The 15,593-nt window shown below is 39.0% G+C and carries 10 protein-coding genes; 7 read left to right on the top strand and 3 right to left on the bottom strand.

The annotated features are described in order from the left end of the window. Positions 1-177 precede the first annotated feature (177 nt). Complete coding sequence (locus HMPREF2961_RS04475) at positions 178-534, bottom strand: YxeA family protein (protein WP_002290132.1); 357 nt, start codon at positions 532-534, stop codon at positions 178-180. A gap of 367 nt (positions 535-901) precedes the next feature. Here HMPREF2961_RS04475 and tuf point away from each other — a divergent pair, with 367 nt between their 5' ends. Beyond that, complete coding sequence (gene tuf, locus HMPREF2961_RS04470) at positions 902-2,089, top strand: elongation factor Tu (RefSeq protein ID WP_002289463.1); 1,188 nt, start codon at positions 902-904, stop codon at positions 2,087-2,089. 189 nt (positions 2,090-2,278) lie between these two features. Here tuf and mprF read toward each other — a convergent pair whose 3' ends face one another. After that, positions 2,279-4,870 carry a bifunctional lysylphosphatidylglycerol flippase/synthetase MprF gene (gene mprF / locus HMPREF2961_RS04465; RefSeq protein WP_002315227.1) on the bottom strand — a complete coding sequence of 864 codons (2,592 nt, stop codon included), beginning with the start codon at positions 4,868-4,870 and terminating at the stop codon, positions 2,279-2,281. 25 nt (positions 4,871-4,895) lie between these two features. Continuing rightward, the gene (locus HMPREF2961_RS04460; protein WP_002315226.1) at positions 4,896-5,657 is read right to left on the bottom strand and encodes an alpha/beta fold hydrolase; all 762 of its coding nucleotides are present in this window, start codon (positions 5,655-5,657) and stop codon (positions 4,896-4,898) included. 165 nt (positions 5,658-5,822) lie between these two features. On the opposite strand from HMPREF2961_RS04460, the gene HMPREF2961_RS04455 reads away from it, so the two are divergent. The 6 genes from HMPREF2961_RS04455 to HMPREF2961_RS04430 all read left to right on the top strand — a co-directional run bounded on the left by HMPREF2961_RS04455 (position 5,823) and on the right by HMPREF2961_RS04430 (position 15,382). Further along, a complete protein-coding gene (locus HMPREF2961_RS04455; protein WP_002290135.1) occupies positions 5,823-6,455 on the top strand; it encodes a lysozyme family protein in 633 nt (210 codons plus the stop codon). A gap of 57 nt (positions 6,456-6,512) precedes the next feature. After that, positions 6,513-7,373 carry a DUF368 domain-containing protein gene (locus HMPREF2961_RS04450; RefSeq protein ID WP_002309619.1) on the top strand — a complete coding sequence of 287 codons (861 nt, stop codon included), beginning with the start codon at positions 6,513-6,515 and terminating at the stop codon, positions 7,371-7,373. Between the two features lie 188 nt (positions 7,374-7,561). Then, positions 7,562-9,877, top strand: coding sequence for a cation-translocating P-type ATPase (locus HMPREF2961_RS04445; RefSeq protein ID WP_002315225.1), 2,316 nt, complete (start codon positions 7,562-7,564; stop codon positions 9,875-9,877). Positions 9,878-10,058: 181 nt separating this feature from the next. Further along, entirely contained in the window at positions 10,059-11,900 is a 1,842-nt protein-coding gene (dnaG, locus tag HMPREF2961_RS04440) for a DNA primase (RefSeq protein WP_024636185.1), read from the top strand. 23 nt (positions 11,901-11,923) lie between these two features. Further along, complete coding sequence (rpoD, locus tag HMPREF2961_RS04435) at positions 11,924-13,033, top strand: RNA polymerase sigma factor RpoD (RefSeq protein WP_002290142.1); 1,110 nt, start codon at positions 11,924-11,926, stop codon at positions 13,031-13,033. Between the two features lie 216 nt (positions 13,034-13,249). Then, a complete protein-coding gene (locus tag HMPREF2961_RS04430; protein WP_024636186.1) occupies positions 13,250-15,382 on the top strand; it encodes a cell division site-positioning protein MapZ family protein in 2,133 nt (710 codons plus the stop codon). Positions 15,383-15,593: the final 211 nt, after the last annotated feature.

Raw genomic sequence — 15,593 nt, 5'->3', positions numbered from 1 at the left:
ACTTTAGTCTCACGCTCTAAACACGTATAAACGGCGGAAGCAGAAGCAACTCCTTCGGAAATAAGCTGAAATTCACAAAGATTTGAAAAGCAATTTTCGTGAATTCCTTCTTATTTCTTGGAGTTAAACGCTTCTGTCCCTGCCTCTTTTTATCTAATAAAATTTTAAGACCACCGATTATTGATCGATTTTTTCTGCCGCATTTTTAGGGACTTCAGAAGCTTTTATTTCTTCCCAGCTTAATACACCTTTACGAGGATTGACTTTGAGTTGGAGATACGCATTCATTTTTAATGGATGTTCTCTTACTTCATGAAGCGTCACTTGTTTTTTTTCTCCATCTTTGTTATAAGCCGCTTGCTTGTAGGTATAAGTCGTAAATTTTTCTCCATTATCTGTTCGGAAAGCTGACATTTCGCCATTCGTCGTGATTTTTGTATAATAGGCTTCGCCGCCGTAAAAATAATGATAGGCTGCAAAACTTCCGCCGAGAAAGATGCCTAAAACGACAAGTACGCCAATTAATTTTTTCATGTACTTCACCTCTCTTCTTATTATTAACGAAATAGAAGATTTCGTCTATTGAAAGTTGTTGGCGACAGCTGAATTTTAAACTTTTCCTCATTTTGTTCTTATTGCTTCAAAAGAAAGTTAAAGAAGAGCTTGAAGTTTTTCTCAAAAAACATAATTTTTTATTTATAAAAGGTACTTTTTTCGCGTATAAGACAGGCGAGTGCTCTTAGTTGACTTTGACCAATTTTGACGTATAATAAGCTTAGTTCGAATCTTACAAAAAGTAAGCCGGACGTATTCTTTTTGATTTATTCAAAAAAAGACTATAATAAAAAAGTGAGAGCTGAAATCCTTCAGTGATCTATATTATTTAGGAGGTTTGTAAATTATGGCAAAAGAACATTACGACAGAAGTAAACCACACGTTAACATTGGTACAATTGGACACGTTGACCATGGGAAAACTACTTTAACTGCTGCGATCACTACAGTATTAGGCAAAAAAGGCCTAGCAAATCCTCAAGACTATGCTAGTATTGATGCAGCTCCAGAAGAACGTGAACGCGGGATTACGATCAATACCGCACACGTAGAATATGAAACAGAAAAACGCCACTATGCGCATATCGATGCACCAGGACACGCGGACTATGTGAAAAACATGATTACAGGGGCAGCCCAAATGGATGGTGCCATCTTAGTCGTTTCTGCCACTGATGGTCCGATGCCTCAAACACGTGAACACATTTTGTTGTCACGTCAAGTTGGTGTAAAATACCTAATTGTTTTCTTGAACAAAGTAGATTTAGTCGATGATGAAGAATTGATCGATTTGGTAGAAATGGAAGTTCGCGAGTTATTGAGCGAATATGGTTTCCCAGGCGATGATACTCCTGTGATCAAAGGTTCCGCATTAAAAGCATTGCAAGGCGATCCAGATGCTGAAGCTGCTATTATGGAACTGATGGATACAGTGGATGAATATATCCCAACACCAGAACGTGATACAGATAAACCATTACTATTACCAGTGGAAGATGTTTTCTCCATTACAGGACGAGGAACTGTTGCCTCAGGTCGTATTGACCGCGGTGCTGTTCGTGTCGGTGATGAAGTAGAGATCGTAGGGATCAAACCCGAAACACAAAAAGCAGTTGTCACAGGTGTAGAAATGTTCCGTAAAACGTTAGATTACGGGGAAGCTGGGGATAACGTAGGCGTACTGTTACGTGGTATCCAACGTGACGATATCGAACGTGGACAAGTACTTGCTAAACCAGGTTCCATTACTCCACATACAAAATTCAAAGCTGAAGTGTACGTGTTGACAAAAGAAGAAGGTGGACGTCATACACCATTCTTTAACAACTACCGCCCACAATTCTACTTCCGTACAACTGACGTTACTGGAACAATCACGTTACCAGAAGATACAGAAATGGTCATGCCTGGTGACAATGTGACGATTGATGTTGACTTGATCCACCCAATCGCTGTTGAAAACGGAACGACCTTCTCCATTCGTGAAGGTGGCCGTACAGTAGGTTCAGGTATCGTTACAGAAATCGAAGCATAAGAAACGTGACTCGAATATTTTGGTAATGAAAAATGTTTAAAATGAAAAGCGGTCAAAACAGAAATCTTGTTTTGACCGCTTTTTTTGTTCTTCAATTGTACAATAAGAGAGGGCAGGAGCCGTACCTCACGCTTTGGTTCAGTCTCTTTTATTTATATTGTGAGTGTTTCCTTACTAACTACGCAGTTTTTAGTACTTTCTTCGTATCCATTTTTTCAAACCATTTATTCTACCTTGTGTCTGCTCAACTGGCGTATTATCAATAATCAGCAAAGCAATCATAACATATGCAATCCAACTATCTCGCGAATATAGGGTGTAGCGTGAGACCCAGTTCGTAGCGTACTTGCTTTTGTATTCTCTTAATCCATGGAAAGAATAAAAATGAGAGCCAAACTCGTAAACCAAGTAAGCAATTCTTTCCTGTAAAAAACTCTTTCTGGAAGTTCCAACATTTGAAAGAGGTGCCATCCCTAAATTGAACCATTGGATATGTTCTTCTTTCATATAAGCAAATAAATGCAGGAACAAGAAATCCATACTGCCGGAAGGGGCTTTTTTGGGATCATATCGCATCAAATCGATCGTTCCTACTTTGTTGTTCGTGTAAGTAGGCATGATCGTCGCAAAAGCGACAATTTCTTCTTGAGTATTTTTGACTACAGCAATAGGCGCTCTTTGTAAATAATCTTCCGAGAAAAAGCCTAAAGAAAAACCTTTTTCTTTTCGTGAACCCAACCAATTATCAGAAATATTTTTGAAAATACTCATTTGCTCAGCAGAAAACGGCGGTTGTAAGACATCAAATGTAAATCCTTCTCGTTCAATTCGGTTCAAGACAGCCCGAGTGCCCTTCATTTTTTTCCCTGATGTTGTAAAACTATTCAGGTCTACATAAGCTTCTTCCCCCATTTTAATGAAGTCATAGCCGAATTCATGCAAAATCATAACGATCTCTTCGCTTGTTTCGTAGAAAACAGGTAAATAACATAATCGGTCTGTCTCTTCGATGAAAGCTTCAATTGCTTCTGGAAAATCTTCTTTCTTACCAGAAGGATCGCCCATTACGATGCATTTATTATTGAAGCAAGCGAATTGGAGAAGCACAGTTGGTTCACCGTCTTTTTCATAGGCAAACATCCGCTTGTCTTTTAAGAAGATCAATTGACTGTCGGAGTTTCCTCCATAAGTTGTGAGGATCTTCAGTGCCTTTTCTTCATTAAAGGCTTCGCCAATCTGTTTCTTTTCTCCTTGAAGAAAATGGACAAATAGAACGATCATGAAGCTAACGGCGATAATGGCCAACAACCCTGAAAACCAAATCTTTTCAGAAGGGAATAAGAAAAAGGAAATAAAATGGTGACGCCGATGTGGAAAATCAGGCAGATTGTATACACCAATAACGATATAAAGCAATGTCAATGCACCGATAATGATTCCGTCGATTGTACGCCATTCCCACGAATAGATGAGTTGTTCCCGAAACAGTTCGTTTTTGGACGCAAGAATGATCAGAAGCAGAATAGACAAGAAAATCACCGGTGTGAAGCTAAAATCGCTTAATAAAACATAAAACAAAGCGAGTCCGATCAAGAAAATTGTAGGCAGATAGGCTCGTTTTACGCGTGCAGCGATCCCTCTCCCCATAACAATCAAAAGAAATCCTAATAATATACTAGGAAATTGGATAATAAAGTGGAATTTCAATGGGTTCAAACTATGAAGCCAGCGAAACTCTGTAAAAGCTTGCGGAATAGTGGCAGAAAGTACCAACATGATTCCAGAAAAGTATAAGAGGACAACCACGATTTTATGCGCGATTTCTGTTGCTAACTGCTTAGGGATCCCTGAATAACGTTGATCAAAAGTGGAACCGATATTTTTGAAGAAAAAGACGATTCCAATCAAAAACGGAATGATGTAGTAGAACAGACGATAAAGCAAGATCCACACAACGACTGTTTCTCTTGGCACACCAATAGCAGATAATCCGATAATCATCATCACATCGAAACTGCCGATCTCGCCAGGAATCATAGACACAATCCCTATCACTGAAGCAGCAATGAATAACGGAATCGTTTGCCACAGATCGATTCGGATTTCCATTAGGTAACCAACAGAAAGGAAACTGAACAGGACACCAGACCATTCCAATAATGAAACAAGCAAGAGCTGTCCTTGCGTTTTAAGTGAGGTACCACCAAGGAATCCTTTCTTTTTGAAAGTAGTGAATAAAAAGACAACAGGGAAATACAGACCGCCGCCAATCAGCCATATCCAATATTGCTTCAAAAAAGGAGCAACTGGCGTGAAGACTACAAGTAAAAAAGAAAGCAGACTGTAAATAGAAAGTCCAGCCATCAAAAACAAGAAAACTTTCGATAATGCCTGGATCACGTTTTTGCTCTCTTTCTTTTGTCCATATAGCTCAGAGCGAAGCCCCACACTGACAAACCCGCCGAAACCGGCAATATTGTTGATTGTATTGATCAGCCAGCTTGTCTCAAACAAGTAACGAGGATTCTGCTTTTGTTCAAGCATCCGATTCAAAATAATATCATAACCAATCATAGGTAACACAGAGACAAGACCAATCAACAGCATAAGTCCGCTTTTCCAAATAGGTATAGTGGCAAACGTTTCTCCTAATTGCTGGATAGATAGAGTCTTACCGATGGACATCAATTCACCGACAATAATGACAATGACAGAAATCAAAAAGATTGTTTTGAACAGTCCTAGATGGTTTTTCAGCCATTGTATGGTAGTTTTTAACAAATAAATCACCTTCTATTCCTAATAATTATGTTTCAGAAAGAAATTGAAGAACTTCTCGGTTGAAGCGTTCAGGATCTTTTCTAGCTAATTCATGTCCTTGTTCTTTTACAAGTACAAAAGAAGCTTTTGGTATAGTTTTAGCTATATACAGAGAATGTTTCAGCTTGATCACATCTTTTTTTCCTACAATAATCAAAGTTGGGGAGTTGATTTTTTTTAAATCATTTTCTGTAAGGCCGATATCATGCAGCAATAGTTTAATAACTAACAGATTTTTGCGAAGGCTTGGGCGAAATAAAGAGAGCAACCATACCCATGCATAATGAAAATTGCTGATGACTCTGGCAGAAAAACGAACGCCTTTAACTAGCGTGTTTCCAGAATTTAAAATCAGTCGATGAACTTTTTGGGGAAAGCTGCTGGCAAATACCAATGCCAGATTTGCGCCATCACTAAATCCAAGAAAATCTGCCTGATTGATTTTTTCTAGCAACATAATCGTATTCAGATCCTCAGCCATCAAATGAAAATTCAATATAGATGCTTCATTTGTTGAACGGCCATGTCCTCTGCTGTCTACTAGATAAACGGTATAGTAGCGTTCAAGTACGGGAACCTGTTCTGAAAAAAAGCGGCCGCTGCCATCATTGCCATGCAGTAAAAAGAGTGGGAAGCCTTGACCACTCTTTTCATAATAAATTTCGCTCCCGTCTGACATTTTTGCATATTTCTTTTCTTTTTTCACATAATCACCTACTGTGTAAAGTATAACGATTATAACAGTCATTGGGCAATCGTTTTTACTGAAAAACAACGATCATTTTCGTAAGATGATAAAAAACACAGGAAAATTCATTTTTTCTTAAGGTGTACACAGAATTTAAGGAAGAAATAGCCAAGAAGATAAAGAAATAGTAAGATAAAAAAGATGTCAAAATAACTAGGTGATGAAATGAAGCGAAAACGATTATCTATTATCCGTATTCTTTTTTACATGATCCTTCTAACGGTCATTGGTGCGGTGTTGTTTTTAGGAGGAAGAACTTATCGCTCAGTAAAACGGGTGGAAAGCTATCAAATAGAAATAACGACAGCTGCAAAAAATTATCATATGGAAGCATACGAAAAATTGATCAAGGCAATAATCTTGACCGAATCAAAAGGAAAAGGCACAGATCTCATGCAGAGTTCAGAGAGTTTGCATGGAGAAGCCGATATCATTGATAATCCAGCTGACAGTATTGATCAAGGGGTCAAATATTTGGCGGAGATGATAATGGAAGCAAAAAAACAAGGATGTGATCTGTGGACCGCTGTCCAAGCGTATAATTTTGGGAAAGATTATATTGCCTATGTAAAAAATCATGGCGGAGAAAACACAGTAGAACTAGCAGAAGCGTATTCTAAAGATGTGTTAAGCCCGCTTTTAGGAAATGAGGAAGGAAAACAGTACCGATATTGGCGAATCCAGTCCTTGCTTTACAACGGCGGCTATCTCTATCATAATGGAGGTAACATGTTTTATCCTGATATTGTCAAAATGAATGAAAAAATAATAGAGACTTACGAAAAAGTCTTTAAATAAACGAGTAGGAAATATCCAAACATAATAAAATGAGTTGAAAGAAGGAGTGCGCAAATAGTGGAAAAAAGGCAAAAAATGGAAAATCAAAAAGTGGGGTACACAACCAAAGATTGGATGTTGCGGTTTGTGAAGGGAATGTTTATCGGTTCAGGATTTATCTTGCCGGGGGTCAGCGGTGGTGCATTAGCAGCTGTTTTTGGCATGTATGAGCGACTGATTTCTTTTCTAGCCCATATCACAAAAAATTTCAAAGAAAATGTTTTGTTTTTCCTGCCTGTTGGTCTAGGCGGAGTGACAGGCATCTTTTTACTTTCTTTTTTAGTCAGTTTTTTATTAGGGGCGTATGAAACAACAATATTGTGGTTTTTTGTTGGGTGTATCGTCGGAACTGTTCCTGCCTTATGGAAAGAAGCAGGAAAAAAAGGACGAGATACTTCTGATGTGATCATCATGGTTGTTACTTTTGTTCTGGCTTATTTGTTTTTATTATACGGTGCTCGATTATTTGATGGACAAGTCGATCAGAATTTTGGGACTTGGCTGATCGCCGGTGGATTGATTGGTTTAGGGATGATTGTCCCAGGATTGAGTCCTTCTAATTTTTTGGTATATATGGGATTGTACAAAGCGATGGCTGACGGATTTAAAGAAGTTCGGTTTGAAGTCATCTTGCCGATCGGAATTGGTGGGGTTCTTTGTGTCCTTGGCTTGTCAAAAATCATGGATTATATTTTCTCAAAGGCATACAGTAAGCTATTCCATTTTATTTTAGGCGTCGTTTTTGCTTCAACGATTATGATCATCCCTACTGATTACGCGGGATTGGGAGTCGCTGGCGTGCTAGCTTGTCCTGTTCTTTTTGTAGCTGGTACAGCACTAGGATGGTGGATGAGCCGTTTGGAAGAACAATATAAGTAAAGATAGTTCGATAATAAAAAAACAACACACGGGTGATTCATACAAAAAAGATCAGCATCTTTTTCGTAAGAATCATTCGTGTGTTTTTCTATAAATTTTATAAAAACAAGTTGTTTTTAACCTTGGAACACGCTAGACTTAAACACGTGATTATTTTTGAAAGTTGGCGGAAAATGGAGAAAAAGAAAATGAATGGACTTACACAGCAAGAAGTAGTTCAAAAAATGGCTTCTGGCCAGCAAAATGACTACCAGGAAGATGCATCAAAAAGTACAAAGCAAATATTCAGCGATAATATATTGACGTTATTCAATTTTCTGAACTTCGGTATCGGGATTTGCCTGTTATTTGTAGGTGCTTATTCCAACATGGCATATTTAGCAATTATTATCGTAAATATCGTTATTGGAATTTATCAAGAAATACATGCAAGAAATCTTGTACGGAAATTATCGATTGTTTCCCAATCAGAAGTACTAGTGATTCGGGACGGTAAAGAACAATCGATTTCTACTAAAGAGCTGGTATTAGGAGATTTGGTAAAAATCGGAGCAGGAGAACAGATACCAGCCGATTTGCAGGTCATATCAGGACGGGCAGAAGCAAATGAAGCTCTTTTGACAGGTGAATCTGACTTGATTGTCAAAGAAGCTGGAGCTGAATTGCTTTCTGGGAGCTTTTTGACAAGTGGTTCTGTCATGGCTGAAGTCATCCGAGTAGGGGCAGATAATTATGCTGTCCGCTTGACTAGCGAGGCAAAAACCCACAAAGCTATTCATTCTGAACTTGTAGATTCGATTCGTAAAGTATCCAAGTTCACTAGTTTCGTGATTATTCCTTTAGGGATCATACTATTTTTGGAGGCACTGTTCATTCGCGATGCTTCTATCAAGATTTCAGTTATTGCCTCTGCAGCAGCTTTGTTAGGGATGCTTCCAAAGGGATTAGTATTGCTGATAAGTATTGCGTTAACGACAGGTGTAACAAAACTGGCAAAAAAACGGATTCTTGTTCAAGACATGTATTCCATTGAAACACTTGCTCACGTCGATACATTATGTTTGGATAAGACAGGAACTATTACTGAAGGGAAAATGAGTATCCAGCGTGTAGAAGCATTACATCCGCTGTATGAAAAAGCTATTCCAGAAATTATGGGAACGTATCTTGCAGAAAGCAGTGATAACAACATCACCATGCGGGCGATGAGAGAGTATTTTGAGCTTTCTAATCGTTATGATGTAACAAACAAAGTCGCATTTTCTTCTGATCGCAAATGGGGTGCGATGGAGTTTCCAGAATTAGGAGTCGTATACGTAGGAGCACCTGAACGCTTGGTGGAAGAAGATCGGCTGCCAGATAGTCTAAAAACAGCTCAAGCGAATGGCTATCGCGTACTTATGTTGGGGATTGCTCCAAATCAGCAATTAAACGAAGAAAAACCCGCGTTTGTTGAGCCAGTTGCTCTGTTTGAAATCGATGACCCAATCCGAAAAAATGCGCCAGAAACACTAGCTTATCTTCATGAGGAAGGCGTTGACCTGAAAGTAATCTCTGGAGATAATCCATTTACTGTCTCCAATATTGCCAGACGTGCAGGATTACCGAATTATGATGCGTATATCGACCTTTCTCAGATTACTGAAGAATCGGACGTGCGAGAAGCTGCACATCAATATACCGTTTTTGGTCGAGTGAGTCCTCAGCAAAAGAAATTACTGGTAAATGAATTGAAAGATAGCGGCAGAACGGTTGCGATGACAGGTGACGGCGTAAATGATGTTTTGGCATTAAGAGAAGCAGATTGTAGTATCGCCATGGCAGAAGGTGACGGAGCGACACGTCAAATTGCTAATCTGGTATTGTTGGACTCTGATTTTACGACATTGCCAGAAGTCCTGTTTGAAGGACGTCGGGTAGTCAACAATGTGACGAAAGTCTCCGGTATCTTTTTCATCAAAACGATTTATTCTTTTATTTTATCGATTATCTGTGCCGTTACAGCTATTGGATTTCCATTTATCCCTATCCAGATTACGCTGATTGATTTGGCGATTGAAGGGTATCCTTCCTTCTTTTTATCATTTGAACAAGATAAACGCAAAATCACTTACCGTTACTTGCCTACTGCACTTATCAACGCGTTGCCAAATGCCTTGCTTGTAGTAGTGAATATCATAGCAGTGTATCTACTTGGAAAAACGTTCGCGTGGGGAAGTAGTGAAACCACTACGTTGATGTATTACTTGCTAATTGGAATCAGCTGCATGGCAGTTGTAAAAGCTTGTTATCCTTTCAACCCGTTGCGAATATTCTTAGCAGTAACGACAATCGTAGGGATATATGTAGCTGCGATGCTGTTCCACGGAATTTTGGAAGTAAACTTAGGTTTAGGAGAAACCATAGGATACTTCGTTATGTTCATGATCATAAATATTGTCTTTCGATTATTGTACTGGAAGGCTGATATTCAAAATCAGCTACTGAAAAGAGTAGCAAATTGATGCTTAATTAAATAGAAATGTGTTATACTTGAAAAAGAATTGAAATATGATACAATCAAACATGTATAATTGTGTCCTTTAAAATCGCACTGATTTCAGTTAGTGCGATTTTTTACCGGTTATTCTCCTGAAATATCTTTTGTTAAAACGAAAAGATATCAATAAAGCAGGGGGTGGAAAAATGGCTCAACGGATTCCTCCAGAAGTTATCGAAACGGTACGCAGTCAAACGAATATCGTTGAGGTGATTGGACAATATGTCCAATTGAAAAAGTCTGGTAAAAACTACTTAGGGCTGTGTCCTTTTCATGAAGAACGCACACCATCCTTCTCTGTTGCAGAAGACAAGCAGATCTTTCATTGCTTTGGTTGCGGCAAGGGCGGAAACGTGTTTACTTTTCTTCAAGAACTAGAAGGACTGAGTTTTCCAGAAGCAGTGATAAAAGTAGCAGATTTCGAACAGATTCCGTTGGAAGATCAATGGCGTCAGCGAACGGTAGCTGTACAAAATCCTGAATCTGCTACAGGAAAATTGATTGCTGCTCATGAAAAAGCAGCGGAAATCTATCATCACATGCTGTTGCATACAAAAGCGGGACAGCCAGCCCTAGAATATTTGCAAAGTCGTGGGTTGTCTTTAGAATTGATTGAAGAATTCAATATCGGTTTTGCACCTAATGAACGCTCGTTTCTTCAGCAAGTCTTCAAGAATGAATCATTCTCAAATGAATTATTAGAACGTTCTGGATTGTTTGTCACACATGATGATGGCCGTCTGTCGGACCGTTTTTACCAAAGGGTGATGTTTCCTCTTCGTAATCCTCAAGGCCAGACAATCGGGTTTTCAGGACGCTGGCTTGCACCTGAAAAAGGGCAGGAAAAAGATCAGCCCAAATATTTGAACAGTCCGGAAACAGAATTGTTCAATAAAAGACAAGTTTTATTTAATCTTGATAAAGCAAGAAGCGATATCCGAAAAAATGGAGAAATCTTGTTGTTCGAAGGTTTTATGGATGTGATTGCTGCATGGCAGGCTGGTATCAAAACTGGATTAGCTTCCATGGGAACAAGTCTGACAGCTCAACAGATCCAGCAAATGGAAAAACTGACGAAAGAACTGGTTTTTTGTTATGACGGAGATAACGCAGGTTTTGAAGCAACCAATCGAGGGATTGAATTGCTTCGGCAAAATAGTCGCTTAGGACTTTCGGTCGTAGTCGTTCCAGAAAAGCTTGATCCTGATGAATATCTCCGTAAGTATGGGGAAGCATCTTTTCAAGAATTAGTGGCTCACGGGCGTGAAACAGTTTTTACTTTTAAATCACGTTATTTGAAACAAGGGAAAAATTTAGAGAATGAAAAAGACAAAATCGAATACCTTGAAGAATTATTAGTTGAACTTAGCCGAGTCGTTTCACCAATTGAACAAGATATGTATTTATCGCAGCTGTCCACAGAGTTTCAGGTCAGCAGAGAGACGATACAAAAACAATTGCGTGAGCTCCGAAGAACAAATCAGCAAAATCGTCAAGAACCTCAGGAAAACCAACATGCGCAGACCAAGAGACAAGAAACTGTACGGAAGAAAAGACCGTTGACGCAGGTAGAAAAGGCAGAGCAGATTCTGTTGTACCGCGCATTTAAAGAAGTTTCTGTCCGCAATATTTTAAAAGAACGAGAATTTCAGTTTATCCACGACGCATATGCAGAAGTTTATTTTTTATTCGATGCATATGTCTCACAACATTATGAATTCAACCTTGCAGAGTTTTTAGACTTTTTGCAAGATGAAAATTTAAGGCGGTTGGTGGTGGAGATCGAATATCTACCGGTGGCAGAAGAAAGTTCGCCACGGGAAATCCAAGACTTGCTAGATGTGATCAGCAAATCTGGCTTAGCTGATGAAATAACATTAAAAAAACAAATGCAGCAAGAAGCCAGACGTACTGGGAACAAACAGCTTGAGCTTGAATTGACGATCGAAATCATCAATTTAACGAAACAGTTAAAACAAGCCAAATAGCTACTCAAGGGGGGCCTTCTTTTATGGCAAATGGAACAGATAAAAAAAAGTATGAAGCAGCAGTAGCAGCTTTCATCAAAGAAAACAAACCCAAACGACAAGTTGTATATGATGATTTATCCAATCAGCTTGCTACACCATTCACTTTGAATGCAGATGAAATGGACAAATTGATCCAAAAGATTGAAGACGCAGGTATCAGTGTGGTGGATGAAAATGGTGATCCATCAATTCACAGCTTGAAAAGTGCTGAGAAAAAAGCTGAACAGGCAAAAACAGAAGATCTCTCTGCGCCAACCGGTGTAAAAATCAATGACCCGGTTCGTATGTATCTGAAAGAAATTGGCCGTGTCTCCCTTTTAACTGCGGAAGAAGAAGTAGCGTTAGCATTGAAAATCGAAGAAGGCGACCAAGAAGCAAAACAGCGTTTAGCAGAAGCAAACCTTCGTTTAGTAGTAAGTATCGCTAAACGTTATGTAGGGCGAGGCATGCAGTTCCTTGACTTGATCCAAGAAGGAAATATGGGGCTGATGAAGGCAGTTGAAAAATTCGATTATCGCAAAGGATTCAAGTTTTCTACTTATGCTACATGGTGGATTCGTCAAGCAATTACTCGTGCAATCGCCGACCAAGCACGTACGATCCGTATTCCAGTTCACATGGTAGAAACAATCAATAAATTGATTCGTATCCAGCGTCAATTGTTGCAAGACCTTGGAAGAGAACCTACGCCGGAAGAAATCGGTGCAGAAATGGACCTTCCGACAGAAAAAGTCCGCGAAATCTTGAAAATCGCGCAGGAACCTGTTTCCCTTGAAACGCCAATCGGTGAAGAAGATGATTCTCATTTAGGTGATTTCATCGAAGACCAAGAAGCAACAAGTCCAGCAGAACACGCAGCATATGAACTACTAAAAGAACAATTGGAAGATGTACTAGATACATTGACAGATCGGGAAGAGAATGTCCTTCGCTTACGTTTTGGTCTAGACGATGGACGTACGAGAACACTGGAAGAAGTAGGAAAAGTATTTGGTGTTACTCGGGAACGTATTCGTCAGATCGAGGCTAAAGCATTGAGAAAATTACGCCATCCTTCTCGTTCGAAACAATTAAAAGACTTCTTAGAATAAGCACGAACTATTGACCAGAAGAGAAATCAGTCAAATGGTTTGGTTTATTTTAAAAGAAAAAAAGCTTGGGACTATGCGGTCTCAAGCTTTTTTTTCTATAGGAAGAAAATTTATTCATTATTTTTAAGTAAATCCTAAAAATAAGCTATTGGCGTGACGTATAGAATATGATAGATTAAATGGTAGCGTAAACCTAGTAAAGGAGCCGATCGCTAAGTGATGAAAAAATGTCCAAATTGCGGATCGAAAAAAATGGATGAGAACAATATCTGTCCAGACTGCGGTCATCAACTAACTGCAGAAGATCAGCAAACAAAAGAAACAATCAAAGAAATAAATGCAGATGAAACTATGCAGGATAAATCAACTGAAGACGCAGTCTTTCCTGATACAGAATTAAACGATCCAATCGAATGGTCGGAATTGAAAGATCTACCTCTCGAATCTGTGATGGAATTATTCGAAAAAACAGAATTAGAAGACGATGTATCATCTACTCACGATAAAGTAGCCAATAAAGAAAAAATGGAACAGAAGAAAGCGACTGTTCGTGAGACTTTGGAAAAATCAGGAAAGAATCAAGAAGAAACCCTTGAATCAAAACAAAAAAGAAGAGTAGCTGAACTAAAAGAAATCGTCGATAATGAGGAAGAAAATTCGATACTATCCGCCTATATCAAAGCACATCGTGAAGATACAAAGGAAGAGCACGCGGAAGAGCTACTCAAAATGATCAGTGAAAAAATTGCACAGGAAAACAAAGTAGAACCAGAACATGAAGCTGAAAAAGACGCTGAAAAAGCCATTAGTAGAGTAAACGCTGCAGGTAAAGAATCATTAAAAACGAATGATCTAAAAACGGATGTCCCGGAAAAAACTGAAACATTGTCTGAAAAACAATCAGAAGACGAGAAATCGAATGGATTGCCGGAAGCAGAGAAAAAAGAAATGCTCGAAAAAGCAGACAAGAAGTCAACAGAGTCAGATGAAATAAATAATGAAGCCGATGCTGAAAGTCAATCTGCAAGTGAAGATAGCACTGTTCTTGAAGCTAAAATAGAAAAAGAAGAGAACCAGCCTGAGCTGATTGAAGCAGAAACAGAACCAATAACAATCGTGCCAAATACTGAAAAAACGCCTCAAGAATCAAACCTAGAAAAAAAAGATCTAGATAAGACACAAAAGAAAAAATCAAAAAAAGTGCCTTATCTCGCTTTAGCAGCGGTTCTTCTACTAGGTGGGGGAGGCTGGGCTTATTATGACCATCATCAAAAAGTAGAAGCCGAAGTAGCAGCAGAAGCAAAAAGACAGCAACAAATGGAAGACCTTCATGGGAAACTTGCTGCCTTTTATACAGATGACCACCATCAATTTATTCGTGCAGATATGATTCATCAAGATCTATCAAAACTAAAAAATGATTTATCAAGTCTTAAGAATGAAAAAGGATATTCAGCGTTAGAAACAACTTATCAAGATATCCAATCTAAGATCCAAGATATCCAGAAAGTGAATGAATGGTTCGTAGCACCTGTGATCGTCGATGATCATCTAGCAGATGACATCAAGTTGAAAGCAGATAAAGAGATACAAACAATCGAAACGGATAACACAGATTTTGGAAAATTGATTCAACAAGCACAAACAGAAGCTAAAAATCAATATGCTGAATTGCAAACAGCTAAAGAAAAAACAGCTATAGTCTTTAAAGACGGAAAAGTAGTGGGTTCAGCGACACGCGACCAATACAAGACGGCAAAAGAAGCAGTAGAAAAGGTGAAAAATACAGATCTATCTGCTCAGTTGAATGAACAATTGAAACAAGTAGACAAGATGCTCACTGATAAAGAGAAAAAAGAAGAAGAGGAAAAGAAAAAAGCAGAAGAAGCGAAAAAAGCAGAAGAAGCGAAAAAAGCAGCTGAAGAACAAGCAAAACAAGCCGCTCAAGCAGCAGCAGCTGCTGCAGCTCAAGCCGCTCAACAAGCTGCGGTCGCACAAGCAGCACAGCAAGAAGCGGCATCCTCGACTCCTTCCTCTTCAAACTCAGCGAATCAGCCAATCAAATCTGCCAGAGCAAGTGATATTGCCGATGCATCTAATCCAGCATGGACGTGGGCACCAGGTGTCCAAAGCAAAGTGATTGCTACATGTATCCAACGTGGATATATCGTTGAAGGAGGTTACAGATTAGAAAAAGCCAGAATCGAAAATGGGGAAGGCTATTACAATCTATATGCCACTTCAACAAAATCTGCATTGATGAAAGGCATTGGAGAAAGTGCTTTGCCATTTTATATCGTAACGATCAACTGTAAAACTGGGTGGTTCGGAGGAAATGGGAGCAATTAGTTTTAACTAAACGAAAGAGGTTGTGAGCCTGCCGTTTCACTCTGAGTCACAAGGAGCAATTTCAAAAAACAGCTTCTCATGTTTGATGAATAGTGTGACTTGAAACCGAGGAGTTGGCAGGTAAACACCGTTTATTCAAAAAAGGGGAGTATGACACAACTGTTGTCATACTCCTTTTTTCACCTTTCCAAAGCAAGGCTCAGCTATTCAA

The organism is Enterococcus sp. HMSC076E04 (assembly GCF_001814285.1).
In the GTDB taxonomy this organism is placed as follows: Bacteria; Bacillota; Bacilli; order Lactobacillales; family Enterococcaceae; genus Enterococcus_B; species Enterococcus_B lactis.
Note: the sequence above shows the minus strand (reverse complement) of the source record. Positions and strands in the feature narration are given on the sequence as shown.

Excerpts from the sequence above, each read along its gene's own strand:
- HMPREF2961_RS04475 (WP_002290132.1), bottom strand. The coding sequence starts at position 534 with ATGAAAAAATTAATTGGCGTACTTGTCGTTTTAGGCATCTTTCTCGGC.
- tuf (WP_002289463.1), top strand. The coding sequence starts at position 902 with ATGGCAAAAGAACATTACGACAGAAGTAAACCACACGTTAACATTGGT.
- HMPREF2961_RS04460 (WP_002315226.1), bottom strand. The coding sequence starts at position 5,657 with ATGACTGTTATAATCGTTATACTTTACACAGTAGGTGATTATGTGAAA.
- HMPREF2961_RS04455 (WP_002290135.1), top strand. The coding sequence starts at position 5,823 with ATGAAGCGAAAACGATTATCTATTATCCGTATTCTTTTTTACATGATC.
- HMPREF2961_RS04445 (WP_002315225.1), top strand. The coding sequence starts at position 7,562 with ATGAATGGACTTACACAGCAAGAAGTAGTTCAAAAAATGGCTTCTGGC.
- dnaG (WP_024636185.1), top strand. The coding sequence starts at position 10,059 with ATGGCTCAACGGATTCCTCCAGAAGTTATCGAAACGGTACGCAGTCAA.
- rpoD (WP_002290142.1), top strand. The coding sequence starts at position 11,924 with ATGGCAAATGGAACAGATAAAAAAAAGTATGAAGCAGCAGTAGCAGCT.